The following is a 17,982-nucleotide window of genomic DNA, read 5'->3' as shown; positions in this document are numbered from 1 at the left end:
TTGTTTTTTCAGAAAGAAGCATACCGCCGCAGGCCTTTTTATTTTCGTTCGCTTCCCTGTTTCATCCTCTTTTCAATGAGCCGTCCTACCCACCAGAACGACAACGCCAGGATGCCAAAGAAGAGTCCCTTATTGGTAAAATCCCAGAGATACTCAAAATAGCGGGTATACAGGTCCAGCAGCAGGAAAGCAACACCCAGATCACGCAGCAGGTCGTCTTTTAACCGGAGGCCCAGCAGGAATACACCGGTACACAGCATGGTGTAAATGATCACCCATTGTAATAAGTGAACCTGCCGCAATTGCTGCCATTCGTCCCAGGTACCACAATTACCAAAAATAGAGATCAACCAGCCGGAAATAAGTAACAGCAGCCAGCCCCCGCTCCAGGTAATATCCTTGATAGGCGCATACACTTTGAACTGACGGAGGAGCCAGGCCACTCCCGTGAGCAGCACTCCCAGCAGGGCCATGCGGCAGGGGAGGTTCATGCCCAGGAAATAAGCCGCGTCGCCGGTAAGGAAATAGGTGAGCTTTACATAAGCCGGGATCAGGCAAAGCAGGGTGGCAACCCATAACAGCCGGGAGTGAAGCGTAATGCCCAGCACGCCGTAGCAGGCGGTAGCCAGCAACCAGAAGGCGCCATAATTGCCCTCCAGGTAGTTAACGCTTTTGCCCAGGTAAACCACGCTCACGCCTATACTAAGAACAGGCAGCAGCCAGAAAATCTCCCGGTTAAACGAAAACAGTGGTTGATGTTTATTGCGACGCCATCCTTCGTAACAAAGAAAAATAGTGAGCGCGCCAAATACCAGGGCAATCACGCTGTCAGTCAGCGAAAACTTCTTCCGGAGAATCTCTATCCACTTTTCATCCAGCACCAGCGATCCGAAAGCCATCAGCGCGCAGGAGATGGCCGCAATAAAAATATAGAGCGTAAGGGTTTGCCAGTCTGTATTCACCACTTTATAGCTTTTCTGCAGCTCGCCGGCCTGCTCATCGTTGATGAGGCGGTCCTGCTGCCACGACTGAATAGCCCGTTGCACTATCTGCGCTTCCTTTTTATCTAGTTCTAACATAGGCTGCTTTTCAGTTGTTTGTCCCCATTTTGTGTACCAGGCGGAGCGTATTACGTTTCTTTATCTTTAAACGGAAATAATTAAATAAAGCCAGCGCAGGGATCAACATATAACTGATACGCTGGTACGCTGTATTTTCCGGGTACAGGAAATAGGTCATGGCAATGCAGGTGAAACCTGTTGCCATAGTGAGAAAGCCGTATTTAAACCGCTGGTATAATAATTCTTTTTCGGTATGATGACCGGCAATGGCCAGGTCCGGATTTTTCTGGAATACATAATAACTGATCCAGAACAAAGCCGCCAGGCAACCCGCCAGGTTACACAGGTAGATAAAGAAAGGCAGCATAAAATGAACACTCGTATGCAACAACGCCGAAGTAGAAAAAGGAAACGTCACAATAAAAAATAAAAAGAAAAGATGACGATGAATCAATCCTTCATTGTAATTTTGGAGAAACCGGCATAATTGAAGATGCCGTACCCAAAAGTTCCCGATAAAGACAAAACTTACCACGAACGTTAAAAATTCAATAGCGGTAGGTTCAAAAAAATCCCAATAACCGTTGGCAGGCATTTTCCCTGGAAGGGCAGGCAGCTTTATTCCGATGATCAGTAATGTAATGGCAATGGCAAACACCGCATCACTGAAAAACATCAATCGCTCCAGCTCAAACTCACGATGAAACGGTTTGGGTTCTTTTATGACAGACATAGACATAGTTAACAATAACTTTTCTGAAAGATACGAAAATAGCTTTTAGCTGGCAGTTATCAGGCATTCTGCTCATTTTCCGGAGACCGTACAATAGCCGGCTCCTCAACAGAACCTTTTTACCTGTTTGTTGTTAAGTATTTATCAATCATCATATACTTTCAAAGTAATACGTATGCATTGTCGTCTTTTTCTATTCACCTTTGTTTTACTTTCAGGGATAACAAGAGCTTACGGGCAAACAGATACGGCGCAACAGGGACCCTTTGCTTTTAATCTGGCGAATTGCATACAGTACGGTCTGGCCCATCAGAACGATGTCGTAAATGCCCGGCTGGATATCAATTTCTCCCGGGAACAGATCCGGGAAGCTACCGGAAAACTGCTTCCCCACGCAGATATCAACGCCAGCTTTACAGATAACCTGAAACTGGCCACCTCCCTGATCCCGGATATCGCCAATGGTAACTACGACCAGAAGATCCCCGTGCAATTCGGTACCCGCTACGCCTCCACCGTAACCGGGCAGGTAAACCAGACCATCTTTAACAGCGACTACTTTCTCGGACTGAAAGCCGCAAAAGTATATGGCGGCCTGGCAGAAAGAACCTATAAAAGAACAGAGATCGACATCCGCGTGGCCATTACAAAAGCCTATTATGCAGTGCTGGCCAACGAAGAAAGTATCCGCCTCTCCAAAGCCAATATGGACCAGCTGGAGAAAACCCTCAAAGATACCAAAGCCCGCTACGATGTAGGGGTGGCGGAAAGAGTGGATGTAGACAGGATCCAGGTGTCCTATAATAATGTGGTAACCGATATTGAAACCCAGATCCGCTTACTCGTGTATACGACCCAGTTATTAAAATTTCAGATGGGCATGCCCCAGGAAGCTAAACTGGACCTCACGCAAACGGTGCAGGACCTTAACGTGGAATCATTCATTTCAGATACCGTTGATTACCAGGTACAGGACCGGGTGGAATACGGGATGCAAACCACCCAGATTGCCCTGAATGAACTGAACCTGAAAAGTAAGAAAATGGCCTACCTGCCATCTTTAAATGGTTTTGTGAACTACGGCTGGAACTATTTCTCCACAGATTTCGGGGATCTGTATAAAACAGGTTTCGGCGCCTCCGCATTGGGACTAACCCTGGCATGGCCTATTTTTACCGGTACCGAAAGGTTACACCAGATCAGGCAGAATAAAATTACGCTGGAGAAATCAGAGAACGACCTCAGCTACCTCTCGGAGCAGATCAAACTGGAAGTAACCAACGCCAATACACAATATCTTAATAACAAGTCCCGGTTCGTGACCCAGAAAACAAATATGGGACTGACCCAGGGTATTTATGACCGTATTGTGCTCAAATTTGAACAGGGGGTAGCGAGCAGTCTTGATGTGATTTCAGCAGAAAGTGAACTGAAACAGGCGCAGGTGGATTATGTGCAGGCCCTGTTAAACACCCTGATCAGCAAAACAGATTTGGATAAAGCTATGGGCAAAATTAAATAAAGTATCAGCATTCGTAATTCGCAATTAATTTCTCATATGTATCTAATAAATTACAAGCGGACCTTTTATGTGGCAGGAATGATACTCTGTGTAGCCTGTGGCAACAGCAAAAAGCAACAGCAACAGGCCGCTATGATGGGGAAGATGAAGCCAACCGTAGTAGCCGCAGAAGTAGTACCGGCCGTGTATACCGTGTCGGAGAAATTCCCTGCTACCCTGATGGCCCACGATATCGTGCAGCTGAAGCCGGATGTTTCCGGTTACCTGGAAGCCATCCGGGTGGCCGACGGCAGCAACGTAACGAAGGGCCAACCCCTGTATGATATTGACAGAAGCCGCTATGCCGCCGCCTACGGACAGGTAGCCGCCAGCCAGCAACAGGCAGAAGCCGACCTGGCACAACGGCAACGCGACTACGAAAGATATAAATCCCTCCTGGACCACGATGCCATCTCCAAACAAACAGTAGATCAGGCTTATACCGCCATGCTAACCGCACAGGCTAATGTGGCGGCTGCAAAAGCTTCGGTGGCAAGGGCTGGTACCGATGTAAGCCATGCCGTGGTGCGTGCGCCCGTAACCGGTAAAATTGGTATCGCCCAGATAAAAGTAGGAGACGTAATCAATGCCGGGCAAACCCTCATCAACACTATCGTAAATGAACACCCCATGTTTGCGGATATGGATATTCCACAGGCCCGCCTGCCGGAATTCCTGCGCATCCAGAAAGGTAAAGGCGGTGATGAAAAATTCTATATCCAGTTTGGCGATGGTACCCGCTACGGCGAAATCGGCAAAGTGTTAACCATCAATAATATTGTAGATCCGCAAACCGGTACCGTTAGGGTACGACTCGTTTTTGAAAACAAGGATAACATGCTGAAGTCAGGTATGAGTATCGTAATTGTGATGCAATACGGCACTCCCGCCACACAGCTGGCTATTCCGGCGAAAGCAATTATCCAGAATTTATCAGAAACAAGCGTGTATACCATTTCAAAAGATAATGTAGTTGGCGCCCAGGACATTGTTCCAGGCCCGGTTACAGATACCATGCAGCTGGTTACCAGCGGACTGAAAGCCGGCGACAGGATCGTGGTGGAAGGTATCCAGCGGGTGAAACCGGGAGATACCGTGAATATCGCCGGAGCAGGAGCAGGGGCAAAACAATAAATCCTAAATCACCATCACAGTATGATCTCAAAAACATTTATAGAGCGCAAGAATACTACGATCGTAATTGCTATCATTATTGTGATTGTAGGGCTCATCTGTATGTTTAACCTCCCTATTGCACAGTTGCCGGATATTGCACCGCCGGTAACAGATGTAAGGGCCAACTACGTAGGAGCCAACTCCACAACGGTAGAGGAAACAGTAACCACCCCCATAGAAAACCAGGTGAATGGTACACCCGGCGCCATGTACATACAATCAGTAAGTGCAAATGATGGCTCCATGAGTATTACCGTGAGCTTTAAACTGGGTACCAACCCGGATATCGCTACCCTGGATGTACAAAACCGCGTGAGCCTGGCGCTGCCAAGTACGCCGGATGAAGTACGTCGTGTAGGGGTAACCGTTAAGAAACGTTCTAATGATATGTTGATGGTAATCGCGCTGAATTCTCCCAAAGGAAAACACTCGCGCGAATTCCTCGATAACTACCTGAACATTTACCTGAAACCGGAGCTGGCCCGTGTGGCCGGCGTGGGCGACGTAAATGCGTTTTCCCAGGATTATAGTATGCGTATCTGGCTGAACCCGGATAAAATGGCGGCTCTCGGATTAACCGCCGGCGACATTGCCCGGGCCATTACGGAACAGAACCAGCAGGTACCTGCCGGTAGTGTGGGCGCAGCGCCGATGCGCAGCACACAGGCTTTTGAATATACCGTAAGCGTAAAAGGCCGTTTGGCTACCACCGAAGAATTTGGCAACGTAGTAGTGGCCACCAGCCAGAATGGAAGCCTCGTTCGCCTCCGCGATGTGGCCCGTATAGACCTCGGCTCCTTTACCTATGCCATCGAAGCAAAAGCAGATGGTAAAACCGGTAGCGGTATGGCCATCTACCTGGCGCCAGGCGCCAACGCACTGGATGTAAACGACCTGGTAATGGCCAAAATGGAGGAGATGTCAAAACGCTTTCCGGAAGATGTGAAATGGCTGGTGCCGTTTGAATCTACCTCTTTCGTAAAAATTTCTATCGAAGAAGTAATAGAAACCTTTGTGGAAGCCCTGATACTGGTGGTGATCGTGGTATTTGTATTCCTGCAGAACTGGCGGGCAACCATTATCCCCATCCTGGTAATCCCGATTTCACTGATAGGAACTTTTATATTTTTCCAGCTGCTGGGATTCTCCATCAATACCCTCACCCTGTTCGGTTTCGTACTGGCCATCGGTATTGTGGTGGATGATGCCATTGTGGTAGTGGAAGCGGTGCAGCATCATATTGATGCGAACCTGATGTCGCCGCGGGAGGCCACTTTTAAAGCCATGTCGGAAGTGCAGGGACCGGTAATTGCCATCGCCCTCATCCTGGCGGCAGTGTTTGTGCCGGTAGCCTTTATTCCCGGTGTAAGCGGACGGCTGTACCAGCAGTTTGCTTTAACCATTGCCTTCTCGGTGTTGTTGTCGGCATTCCTGGCACTAACGTTAACGCCTGCACTTACTGCTATCCTTTTAAGGCCCGCGCACCTTTCCCAGAAATCCACAGGACTGAATAAGATCTTCTTCAAATTCAATGAATGGTTTGGAAGATTTACCAACCGTTATGGTAAAGGCGTGATGTTCAGTATCCGTAAAACGCCGGCAGTACTGGTGATTATGGCGGTACTGTTCGTGGCTGCATTCTATCTCTTTAAGAAAACACCCACCACCTTTGTACCCCAGGAAGATATGGGCGCCATGTTCATAGCACTGGAACTGCCGGAAGCATCCTCTTCCCAGCGAACAAAGGAAGTAGTGGCGCAGATCAGTGATATCCTGCTCAAAGACAGTGCAGTGCTGCACTTCTTTGGTATAACGGGTATCAACTTCGTGGCGAATGCCACCAAGCCTAACTCCGGCACCTTTTTCGTGAGCCTCCGGCCCTGGGATGAGCGATACAAACACGGAGATAATATGGGGACGGTATTAGGAAGAATTCAAATGGAGACCAGTCGTATCGTTGGCGCCAATATCATCTGTATTCCTTCACCCACGCTCCGTGGATTGGGTAATACCGGTGGTTTTTCCTTTATGCTGGAACAACGGAGTAATCCTGACATCAACCAGTTCCTCCAGGTAATGGGGCAGTTCCTGATGGCCGCCAACCAGCGGCCGGAAATAGCGAGGGCATACGCTTTTTTCAGCGCCAATACCCCGCAATTCAACGTGGAGGTGGACCGCGATAAATGTAAGCAACTCGGCGTAGCCGTCAGCGATGTATTCAACGCATTGCAAACTTTCCTCGGAGGGTTGTATGTAAACGACTTCACCAAATTCAGCCGGAGCTTCCGCGTGGTATTGCAGGCAGATTCTACCTACCGTACCAGCATCAATAATCTGAATACTTATTATGTCCGCAATGCTACCGGGCAGATGGTGCCGCTCAGCGCACTGATCACCACCAAAAAAGCTTCCGGCGCCCCGGTAATCAACCACTTTAACCTGTACCGCTCTGTTGAAATCAACGGCGACAGCAAAGCCGGCTACAGTAGTGGTGACGCCATCAATGCGCTGAAAGAAGTGGCGGCACAGGTGCTGCCGGAAAACTTTTCCTTCGAATGGGCCAACGTATCCCTGCAGGAAATTGAAGCCGGTAACAGTAGTGTACTCATCTTTGGGTTATCTATCCTGTTTGTGTTCCTGCTGCTCACGGCCCTGTACGAGAGCTGGTCTGTTCCGTTCTCCGTATTGCTCGCTGTCCCCATCGCATTGTTCGGGTCCATCCTGGCGCTGTCGTTAACGAAACAATCCAATAGTGTATATTCCCAGATCGGTTTGATCACCCTGATTGGTTTGGCGGCGAAAAATGCTATCCTGATCGTGGAGTTCTGTAAAGAGCGCGTGGACAGGGGGATGCCGCTGCTGGATGCCACCCTGGAGGCTGTAAAACTACGTTTGCGTCCTATCCTGATGACTTCCTTCGCCTTCATTTTAGGGGTGCTGCCCTTGTGTCTGGCACAGGGCGCCGGCGCCGCTTCCCGTGTTAATATAGGCTTCACCGTAGTAGGAGGGATGCTTGCCGCTACCTTATTGGGAATCTTTACCGTACCGGTTTTGTATGTGCTCATCACTAAACTGTCTTACGGTAAAAAGAAACTGGCCGACCTCGAAGCACACGGTAATGAAGAGAAAAAGCCAAAAGGATTAGGAGAATAACCCTAACTTCATTACGATGAAAAATACAGAACGCTTCAGCACCCGCGTAGATAACTATATTAAATACCGGCCACACTATCCTGTGGCCGTTATTCCTTATCTCGAAGCCGAAACCGGCCTGACACGCCACACCATAGTGGCAGACATAGGAGCAGGCACCGGTATTTCCGCCCAGCCATTCCTCGACAACGGCAATAAAGTATATGCAGTGGAACCCAACAAAGATATGAGGGAAGCCGCCGAAAAGCTGCTGAACAGGTATCCGAATTTCATTGCCGTTAACGGCAGCGCTGAACACACCACTCTCCCGGATGCCGCTGTGGACCTGATAGTGGCCGGCACCGCCTTTCACTGGTTCGACCAGCAGGCTACCGCCGCAGAATTTCGCCGCATAGGCCGCGAAAACGCAAAGGTAGTACTGATGTGGAATGTACGCCAGGCAGAACTGCCATTTGAAAAAGGCTACGAAAAACTCCTGCACCAATACGGCACCGATTATAAAGATATGCAGCACAGAAACGTTGGGGCGTCGCAGTTAGCTGGCTTTTTCCAGCCCGGTACCATGCAGGAAAAAGTATTTCAGAATGCGCAACTATTCGATTTCCCTGCGCTTAAAGGAAGATTGCTCTCCTCTTCCTATGTCCCGGAACAGGGCCACCCGTCGCATACGCCCATGATGCGCGCGCTGGAAGACCTGTTCGGGAAATACCAGGAGCAGGGGATGGTAAAGTTCCACTATGAAACAAAACTCTACGTGGGCAGGGTTTAACGCGTAGCGATCGCCTTCGGCGATGGGGAAAATCCGCGTTAAGCCAGGCTGTTGTACAATATCTCCACCGGGTGCAGCGCTTTTACGCCGGTACCATCCTTCACCTGGTGACGGCAACTGGTACCTGGCGCGGCTATAATCGTTCCCTGCGCAGCATTGCGCACTGCCGGGAATAATACCATTTCACCAATTTGCATGCTCAGGTCGTAGTGTTCTTTTTCGTAACCAAAGGAGCCGGCCATACCACAGCAACCGGAAGGAATTACTTCAACGGAATAATTCTGCGGCAGGGAAAGCATTTTTTTGCTGTACAGGGCAGATGATAATGCCTTTTGCTGGCAATGGCCATGCAGTTTAATATGTTGTTTGTTGGCGGTAAACTGTTGAGCCGTGATATGTCCCTTGTCCGCTTCCGCGGCAATAAATTCATCTATCAGGAATACATTTTTTGCCAGCGCTTTTGCCTGTGCGCGAAGCCCTTCACTCACAAGGTCGGGGTATTCATCGCGAAAACTCAATATGGCAGAAGGTTCTACGCCGAGCAAAGGTACATTGTCGTTAATAACGTTACTGAATATACGAACATTCCGGTCGGCATACTCGCGCGCTTTGCGCAGTAATCCTTTCGACATATAGGCGCGGGCGCTTTCCGGGTGTTCAATCATTTGTACGTCGTAACCCAGGCGGTGCAGGAGTTGTACCGCTTTGATACCGATGGTGGTATCGTTATAGTTGGTGAACTCGTCACAGAAAAGATATACTTTTCTATTACCGGCAGTGCCCTGTTTTTCCTTCGGCCATCTTTCGTAGAACCATTTCCGTAAGGTAATGTTATGCAGGCCGGGCAGGGAGCGTTTGGCGGCAAAGCCGGCAAACTTACGGATGATGCCACCGGTGAAGGAGTTATTGATCATCGCATTATAAATGCCGGGCGCAATAGCAGCCAGTCCGGATAGTTTGGAGAAGTTGCCGATCATATTGGCACGTAGCGGAACACCGTTGGCATCATGGTAATGCTGCAGGAACTCCATTTTCAGCTTGGCCATATCCACGTTGGAAGGGCATTCGGACTTGCAGCCTTTACAGGCCAGGCAAAGATCCAGCACGTCATAGATTTCTTTATGGTCGAAGCGGTTTTCTTTGGTGCTGTGGGTGAGGAACTCGCGGAGGATGTTGGCCCTGGCGCGGGTGGTATCTTTTTCATTGCGGGTGGCCATATAGCTTGGGCACATGGTACCGCCGCTGAGTTGCGTTTTGCGGCAGTCGCCGGAGCCGTTGCACTGCTCTGCGTGTTGCAGTATGGTTTGATCCGGGAAATGAAAAATGGTTTTCAGTTCCGGTGCTTTTTGTCCGGGTTCGTAGCGCAGCATCGTGTTCATGGATGGGGTGTCTACGATCTTGTTGGGGTTGAAAATGTTTTCAGGATCCCAGGTATATTTGATCTGGCGCAGCAGTTCATAGTTTTTGTCGCCCACCATCTGTTTGATAAACTCGCCTCTGAGCCTGCCGTCGCCATGTTCCCCGCTGAGGGAGCCGTGGTATTTTTTTACGAGGGTGGCAATTTCTTCTGCGATTTTACGGAACAGTAAATTTCCTTCTTCCGTTTTCAGGTTGATGATAGGACGGAGGTGGATTTCACCACTGCCGGCATGTGCATAGTGCACGGCGTATAATTTGTATTGCGCCAGTATATTGTTGAAGTCGCGGATAAAGGCGGGGAGGTCTTCCACGGCAACAGCGGTATCTTCAATCACGGGTACGGCCTTTTCATCGCCGGGGAGGTTGCTGAGCAAACCCAGACCCGCTTTTCGCAGCGCCCAGATCTTTTTACTGTCGTCGCCGAATAGCAGGGGAAAATGGTATCCCAGTCCTGCCGCCCGCAGCGTGGCTTCCAGCCGCCCGGTAATTTCAATGATTTCTTCCCGTGAATTGCGGCAAAACTCCACTACCAGGATAGCGCCGGGATCGCCCTGCACAAAGAAGCGGTTCTTGCTTTGTTCGATGTTATCTTTTGTACATTCCAGGATGTAGTGGTCGATGAGTTCACTGGCGCTGGGTTTGTATTCCATCACAAGGATGTTGGCCCGCAGGGATTCATCTATATTATTAAAATGTATGCAGAGCAAACCTGTTTCCTTTGGAGGAAGCGGGTCTACATGCAGTTTTATTTCTGTGAGAAAAGCCAGGGTACCTTCAGAACCGGCGATGAGTTTACAGAAGTTAAAGTCTTCCGTACCGGCGGTGAATGGATTTGTTTCCAGCAGCATATCTACGGCGTAGCCGGTATTGCGGCGGGGGATGCTTTTTTTCGGGAATTCTTTCCGTATTTCTTCCTGGTAACTGTAGTTACTGAGACTGGTACGGATCTGTTTATAGATCCGGGTTTCCAGTGTATCGGGACCTTCGCATTTCTGGTGAAAGCTTTCTGCGTTCATGCTGCCAAAGGTTACTTCTTCTCCGTTGCTGAGGAGGGCTTTTACTTCCAGCAGGTGTTCGCGGGTGCTGCCGTATACTACGGAGTTGGAGCCGCAGGAGTTATTACCCACCATACCGCCTATCATGGCGCGGTTAGCGGTGGAGGTTTCGGGGCCAAAGTAAAATCCGTGCGGTTTGAGGAACATGTTCAGCTCATCGCGGATAACGCCCGGCTGTACGCGTACCCATCCTTCTTCTTTATTAAATTCCAGTATGTTGGTGAACGTGCGGGAAACATCGGTAATGATCCCGTTGCCCACCACCTGGCCGGCCAGCGAGGTACCTGCTGTACGTGGTATGAGGGATGTTTTATTTTCACGCGCAAAACTGATCAGTGTTTTGAGATCGTCGATATGCTGCGGAATAGCTACTGCCAGCGGCATTTCACGGTATGCCGACGCATCGGTGGCATAAAGTGTCCGCATGGTATCATCTGTATAAAGCGTGCCTTCCAGTTTCCCGGCTAATTGCTCTAGCTTGTCGCGCATCATGGTAAAAACCTGTTTTGAGAGGGCGAAATTAATATTTCAGTCCGTCTTTTTCATCCCTTGTAATGTATTCGTAAAAAAAAGCGCTATTCTTTTACAAATTGAGGCTTTTTTACGTCTATCCCGCAAACGGCTTCCAGCTTGTCTACCAGGTATACGGCCAGCTCCGGCGAGGTGGCTTCATCGTGCATATGCATAAAAAAATAAACCTCTTTCAAACCATTGTCCAGCCAGTATTTGATGCGGTTGGCCCAGTCGTCGATCCGGGTATAATCCGTTGGGTGCAGGCTGTTGCCTACAAACCGGATGAACACTTTTGGGATGGTGAGGTGCATATGCGCTACATCCCTTCTGCCGGCAGTATCAGTAATAACGAGGCCCACATTGAGTTTGTTGAGCTTTTCGTACAATTCCAGCCGCACGGCTTCATCTTCAAACCATTCTTTATGCCGTAATTCCACAAAAAACTGCAGGTCGGTGGGCAGGGAGGCGAGGTATTCGTATAGGTATTCCCGTTTGGCGGGACCATATTTATCACTTAATTGTAAAAAGATAGGCCCCAGGTGTTTACCAAAGGCCAGTACCCCTTCCAGGAAGGCGGTGGTTTTAGGTCCGGAGCTTACCAGGTTGCTGAAATGACTGATCGCCTGCGGTACTTTGGGGCAGAATTTAAAATCCATTCCCTGCGCTTTGGCGTCCCATTTGGAAATGGTTTCCGGGCCATAGATCTGGTAATGGGTGGCATTCAGCTCGATGCTGTTGAAGTGTTTTACATATTCGCCGAGAAAATTGGCCTCTTTGGTACCTTTGGGGTATATTTTCCCGATCCATTCCTTTCGCCCCCATTTGGCGCATCCCAGCCATGCCTGCGGCTTTTTTACGGGTTTGCCCTTCAATACCTTCTTATTAAAAACAGGTTCTGCGGGCAACTTAAAATCAATGTCCATCAGCATATCAGTAGGAACGCGACCAAAATCCATGAGCATTCAGCATTTAGAGGTGAGACACATAACAAATTGCTGTTACAAATATAAACTATCGTAACGGCTCCTATCCCCGCCGGCGGGGATATTCATAATAATCATAAAAAATCACGGGGAAGTCTTTGTTTTCTTATTTTTCCAGTTTAACTTAATAAGGATTATCAACTAACCAGCATGGAGATTTTACACATCAGCGCGGAATGTTACCCGGTAGCCAAAGTAGGTGGACTAGGTGATGTGGTGGGGGCATTGCCCAAATACCAGCACCAGCTTGGCAACTTTGCCAAAGTAGTGATACCGGCCTACAGGAATAAATATTACCACACCCACGAATTCGACGTGGTACACCAGGCCGGCATGTGGCTGGGACACAACTGGTACCACTTTAACGTGATAAAGGAACGGAGCAATGAGCTGGGTTTCGACCTGTACCTGGTAGATATCCCCGGTTTGCTCGATACCCCCGGCGTTTATGGCTATCCCAATGATACAGAACGGTTCCTGGCTTTCCAGGTTGCCGTGCTGGACTGGATCAACGAATGGCAGCACCAGCCGGACGTGATCCATTGCCATGATCATCATACCGGGTTAATTCCTTTCCTGCTGAACTACGGGTATAAATATGAGCGGCTGAAAAGTATACCCACAGCGCTCACCATTCATAATGCACAGTACCAGGGCCAGTTTGGCTGGGACAAACTATACCTCATCCCGTCTTTTGATTTGTGGAAGTCCGGTATGCTGGACTGGGGCGGGGCTATTAATCCATTGGCATCTGCTATCAAGTGCGCCTGGCGGGTAACCACCGTTTCGCCGGGATACCTGGAGGAACTGTATTATAATGCCAATGGCCTGGAAGCACTCATCAACCAGGAGAGAGCGAAAATGGTGGGTATCCTGAATGGTATCGACAATGTAGTATGGGACCCGGCCTCCGACCGGATGTTGCCGCTTAATTATGATGAGGATACCATCACTGCAGGCAAACAAACCAACAAGCAGCACCTGTGCGAACGCTTCGGACTGGATGCCTCCCTGCCGCTGATATCCTTCATTGGCCGCCTGGTGGGCGATAAAGGCGCCGACCTGCTGCCGGAAATAATTGGCAGATCCCTGCATGAATTGGCCGGAGAGGTGAATTTCCTCGTACTGGGGAGCGGTGACCCACATATTGAATGGTCATTGCAACAAACCCGTACAGTAGTGAGCTACGGTTTCAATGTACACATTGGTTATGATGAATCATTATCCCATCAGATATATGCCGGCAGCGATTTTCTGCTGATGCCGTCCCGGGTGGAACCCTGCGGACTCAACCAGATGTACGCATTGCGTTATGGAACTGTTCCCGTGGTACGTAGCACCGGCGGACTGAAAGACACGGTCATTGACTTTGGAGACAAGGATGGCGTAGGCATCCGCTTTAACCAGGCCAGCGTTTGGGATGTTTGTTACTCCGTAAAACGGGCCATCGAATTGTACCGCGATTCCAAACACCTGGACGAAGTACGATTAAGAGGCATGAACATTGATAATTCCTGGGACAGTTCGGCACAACGGTACCTGGAAATGTACAAGAGTATGAAATAGTTTAGAATAATTGAGTGATGACCTTCTAAAACCAATTCCCATTATGACTAACGATGTAATATCCATTATTCTCGGAGGAGGGGCCGGCACCCGCCTGTATCCGCTTACCCGTCGCCGCTCAAAACCAGCGGTGCCCCTGGCAGGTAAATACAGACTGGTGGATATTCCTATCTCCAATTGTTTGAATGCAGAACTGAACCGCATCTTTGTATTAACGCAGTTCAATTCCGCCTCCCTGAACAAGCATATTAAAAACACTTATCACTTCAGCAATTTTGATAAGGGTTTTGTAGATATCCTGGCAGCGGAGCAAACTCCCGATAACCCCACCTGGTACCAGGGAACAGCCGATGCTGTAAGGCAATGCCTTCATCACATGGAGAATTTTGAGTTTGAGTATATCCTCATCTTATCCGGTGACCAGCTGTACCAGATGGATTTTAAAAAGATGATCAAACATCATATCGACACGGGTGCGGAAATATCTATTGCCACTATTCCCGTAAGCGCGAGGGATGCTTCTGATTTTGGTATTTTAAAGGAAGATGAAACCGGCGCTATTGTGTCTTTTACAGAAAAACCATCCCAGGCCGTTCTTCCACCGTGGGCGTCGGAAGTAAGCGAGGAAATGCAGAAAGAAGGCCGCGTATATCTGGCCAGCATGGGGATCTATATCTTCAGCCGCGAAGTACTGTTCGATATGCTCAACGCACAGCCGGAAGCTGCCGATTTTGGTAAGCAGCTCATCCCGCAGGCCATCGAAAACAAACGCCGGATCTACAGTTATCAATATGAAGGCTACTGGACAGATATCGGGAACATCCAGTCTTTCTTTGAAGCCAATATTGGTCTCACCGATGAAATCCCCTTATTTAATCTCTTTGATGAATCCCAAACCATCTATTCCCGCGCCCGCATGTTGCCGCCCACAAAAATTTCCGGCCACATGGAGAAAACAATGATAGCCGACGGTTGTATTATTATGGCAGACAAGCTGGAAAGAGTAGTGGTAGGCATCCGTACCCGCATCGGTAAAGGCAGCGAAATCAGCAATGCATATATCATGGGGAGCGACTACTACCAGACGCTGGATGAAATAGAAAAATCACGCGCAGAAGGGAGTCCGTTAATGGGGATAGGAGAGAACTGCGTGATCAGTAATGCCATCATCGATAAGAACTGCCGCATCGGAAACGGCGTACATATAAATGGCGGAAAACACTTAGCTGATGGGGACTTTGAGAAATATACGGTAAAAGACGGCATTGTTGTTGTTAAAAAGGGAGTGGTCCTGGAAGATGGATTCAGTATTTAACAAACAAGATAACCATGCGATTGTCCATAGAGCGGAAGAGTACAAAAATTTATCCTGACCTGAAGAGGGTAGTAGCCAGGTTTTTTTTCAACGGAGAGGCCCGGGCCAAGTCTATCATTCAACTGGTAGCAGCGATGAACGACTCCGAGGTGAATCTAACGATTATGCCTATACTAAGAGAATTTTCCCGGCGTCACAGGAACATTACGAGGATATTTGAACGACATGCAGACCGGCTGAGACATCTGTTTCCCGGTTTGCAGATCGATTACGAAGGACTCTCGCTTAAACGTAAATTGCTCACCGGTTCTTATTTCACCAACGAATATTCTATCGAATCAGCCGCATTCTTCAACCCTTCCCTCGTGGAAGATGTAGATCAGAGCGGGCTGGAAGAAGGACAAAAGCGCGTGATCATGAGCTTCCGCGCAGTAGGGGAAGGACACGTATCTTCCATTGCTTTCAGATCCGGTATTATCGACAAGAACAACGAAATCTCCCTGATAGCGCCCGGTAATTATGTAGATGAAGCGGAAATTATCCGCAACTCTATGTACCATAAACAAACTTTTTTTCAGAATGCAGCATCCATACGGCTGCCGGATTCTGTGATGCGCGAAATACAAAACTCCCTGCCGGACCAGTTTGAATACCTCACGCTTAAAAAGGTGATCCGGGAAATGCAACAACGGTTCCAGGTAGATCATCTCCTTAAAAAAGGGCTGGAAAGGGTACTATGGCTGGCAGACTCCTATTATGAACTGAACTTTTCACTGGATACCGACCTGTCCGACCGCGTAATTTTTCCTTATTCAGATGCAGAAAGCAGGGGTATTGAAGACGCCCGCTTTGTGAAATATACCAGCGAAAACGGGAGCGTTACTTATTATGCCACTTACACAGCCTATGATGGGATTACGATCCAGCCCAAGCTGCTGCAAACAAAAGACTTCTATAATTTCAAGATCATGCCGCTTTACGGAGAAGGCGCACAGAATAAGAACCTGGCGCTTTTCCCCCGTAAGATCAACGGCAAATATGCGATGATCTCCCGCATTGATGGCATCAACGGGTATATTATGTACTCCGATAAAATCAATATATGGGAAAACCCGCAGATCCTTCATGTGCCCAAGTATGCCTGGGAATTTGTACAGGTAGGCAACTGCGGCTCGCCCATTGAAACGCCAGACGGCTGGCTGGTGATCACGCACGGCGTAGGTCCTATGCGTACCTATTGCATCGGCGCCAGCCTGCTGGACCTGGAAAACCCTGAAAAGGAAATAGGCCGCTTACGCGAGCCCCTGCTCATGCCCAACAAGGACGAAAGGGAAGGATACGTCCCCAACGTATTATACTCCTGCGGATCTATTATCCACAACGATGAACTGATCATTCCTTACGGCCTGTCGGATTATGCCTCCGGCTTCGCCACCGTCAACCTGGAAAAACTGCTGACGCAGATCAAGGAAGATGGCGTGTAGCACGGCCTTTTACAATTGGTTATATACTGCGATGTACTTTTCCGTCATTGTTTCCGCGCTGAAATTATTTTTTGCGTGCAGGTGGCAATCCTGCCGGTTGATCAGCGAAAGATCTTCCACACAGGCAGCGGCTTCGTGTAAATTATTTACCAGGAAACCTGTTTTGCGGTCATTGATCAGCTCCGGCATGGAGCCGCGGTTGTAAGCGATAACGGGCGTGCCGCAAAGCATCGCTTCCGCCACACTTAAGCCAAAAGGTTCTTCAAAATAGATGGGATGCAGCAGTGCGCTGGCTTCACCCAGCAGCATGCTGCGTTCCTCTCCGCCTACCGCGCCGATGTAAATGATCTGTTCATCATCTATATAAGGCTTTATTTTCTCATTAAAATACGCTTCATCCTGTATGATCCCGGCTATAATCAGCTTGCGGCGGGAGTGCAGGGCTATCTGCACTGCATCATGGGTACCTTTGTCGGGATGGATCCGGCCATAATATAAGAGGTAGTTTTCAGGCGCGGGCTCAAAGACGAAATCTTCTGTGCGGATGCCATTATATACAGTGGCTGCGTAATTCAGCGACGCATGGCGGTCGGAATTACTGATAGACACATATCTCCCTATATCATTATACCGCTGGTACACCGGTAATATTTTGTGAGAGGAAAACCCGTGAATAGTGGTTACCATAGGCGTTTTAATCAGCCTGGAATAGGTGAGGGGGAGGAAATCGAAGTGATTATGGATGATATCAAAATCCCGGGCCTGCTCCATCAGGTAACTGATATGCATACACTCGTTTACTTTGGCGTCTGCCTCCCGGTCTTCTTCATACCCCTGGGCGCAAATGGCCGCCAGGATGCCGGAAGTGAGCGAATCGGCCGTGGCAAAAAGGGTTACGTCCATTCCTTTGGCTACCAGTCCTTCCGCCAGGTTGGAAGCCATTTGTTCCCAGGGGCCGTAATGCCTTGGAGGTGTACGCCAGGCTATCGGTGACAGTATTGCAATCTTCATAATGGTATGTTTTTCCAACATCACCGCTGTAAGGCGTTTGTTGTTTGCAACATAGCTGTCAAAACAAGCGCCAAAGAAACCGGTGTACCGGAATGATTACCGGTCAACCAATAATCTGATCAACCAATTGACTAATTACCTAACTTCGTACATTCAAAAATTTCGATGTGTTGGCACTGCATC

General features: G+C 48.9%; 12 protein-coding genes. 7 read left to right on the top strand and 5 right to left on the bottom strand.

The features are described from left to right. Positions 1–38: 38 nt before the first annotated feature. Positions 39–1,079 (bottom strand): hypothetical protein, encoded by a 1,041-nt coding sequence (locus tag ACMXI2_RS16375; protein ID WP_483777166.1) that lies wholly within the window; start codon positions 1,077–1,079, stop codon positions 39–41. A gap of 10 nt (positions 1,080–1,089) precedes the next feature. Beyond that, complete coding sequence (locus ACMXI2_RS16370) at positions 1,090–1,794, bottom strand: TMEM175 family protein (RefSeq protein WP_483777165.1); 705 nt, start codon at positions 1,792–1,794, stop codon at positions 1,090–1,092. 175 nt (positions 1,795–1,969) lie between these two features. On the opposite strand from ACMXI2_RS16370, the gene ACMXI2_RS16365 reads away from it, so the two are divergent. Genes ACMXI2_RS16365 through ACMXI2_RS16350 form a run of 4 tightly spaced genes read left to right on the top strand, consistent with a single transcriptional unit; the run spans position 1,970 to position 8,453 of the window. Next, complete coding sequence (locus ACMXI2_RS16365; RefSeq protein ID WP_483777164.1) at positions 1,970–3,316, top strand: TolC family protein; 1,347 nt, start codon at positions 1,970–1,972, stop codon at positions 3,314–3,316. Between the two features lie 36 nt (positions 3,317–3,352). Then, a complete protein-coding gene (locus ACMXI2_RS16360; RefSeq protein ID WP_483777163.1) occupies positions 3,353–4,489 on the top strand; it encodes an efflux RND transporter periplasmic adaptor subunit in 1,137 nt (378 codons plus the stop codon). Between the two features lie 21 nt (positions 4,490–4,510). Further along, positions 4,511–7,684 carry an efflux RND transporter permease subunit gene (locus tag ACMXI2_RS16355; protein WP_483777162.1) on the top strand — a complete coding sequence of 1,058 codons (3,174 nt, stop codon included), beginning with the start codon at positions 4,511–4,513 and terminating at the stop codon, positions 7,682–7,684. Positions 7,685–7,700: 16 nt separating this feature from the next. Continuing rightward, a complete protein-coding gene (locus tag ACMXI2_RS16350) occupies positions 7,701–8,453 on the top strand; it encodes a class I SAM-dependent methyltransferase (protein WP_483777161.1) in 753 nt (250 codons plus the stop codon). Between the two features lie 38 nt (positions 8,454–8,491). Here ACMXI2_RS16350 and ACMXI2_RS16345 read toward each other — a convergent pair whose 3' ends face one another. Beyond that, positions 8,492–11,416 carry an FAD-binding and (Fe-S)-binding domain-containing protein gene (locus ACMXI2_RS16345; RefSeq protein ID WP_483777160.1) on the bottom strand — a complete coding sequence of 975 codons (2,925 nt, stop codon included), beginning with the start codon at positions 11,414–11,416 and terminating at the stop codon, positions 8,492–8,494. 86 nt (positions 11,417–11,502) lie between these two features. Next, entirely contained in the window at positions 11,503–12,396 is an 894-nt protein-coding gene (locus ACMXI2_RS16340) for a DUF72 domain-containing protein (protein ID WP_483777159.1), read from the bottom strand. Positions 12,397–12,573: 177 nt separating this feature from the next. Here ACMXI2_RS16340 and ACMXI2_RS16335 point away from each other — a divergent pair, with 177 nt between their 5' ends. Genes ACMXI2_RS16335 through ACMXI2_RS16325 form a run of 3 tightly spaced genes read left to right on the top strand, consistent with a single transcriptional unit; the run spans position 12,574 to position 16,788 of the window. Further along, positions 12,574–13,989 (top strand): glycogen synthase, encoded by a 1,416-nt coding sequence (locus ACMXI2_RS16335; protein WP_483777158.1) that lies wholly within the window; start codon positions 12,574–12,576, stop codon positions 13,987–13,989. A gap of 43 nt (positions 13,990–14,032) precedes the next feature. Continuing rightward, on the top strand, positions 14,033–15,304 hold the full coding sequence (locus ACMXI2_RS16330) for a glucose-1-phosphate adenylyltransferase (protein ID WP_483777157.1): 1,272 nt from the start codon (positions 14,033–14,035) through the stop codon (positions 15,302–15,304). Between the two features lie 14 nt (positions 15,305–15,318). Next, positions 15,319–16,788, top strand: a complete 1,470-nt coding sequence (locus ACMXI2_RS16325) for a glycoside hydrolase family 130 protein (protein ID WP_483777156.1) — start codon at positions 15,319–15,321, stop codon at positions 16,786–16,788. Positions 16,789–16,797: 9 nt separating this feature from the next. Here the strand turns inward: ACMXI2_RS16325 and ACMXI2_RS16320 are convergent, their stop codons facing one another. Then, entirely contained in the window at positions 16,798–17,799 is a 1,002-nt protein-coding gene (locus tag ACMXI2_RS16320) for a glycosyltransferase family 4 protein (RefSeq protein ID WP_483777155.1), read from the bottom strand. Positions 17,800–17,982: the final 183 nt, after the last annotated feature.

Source organism: Chitinophaga sp. G7 BAM 1005 (assembly GCF_057126945.1).
This window is presented reverse-complemented; position numbering and strand designations above follow the sequence as displayed.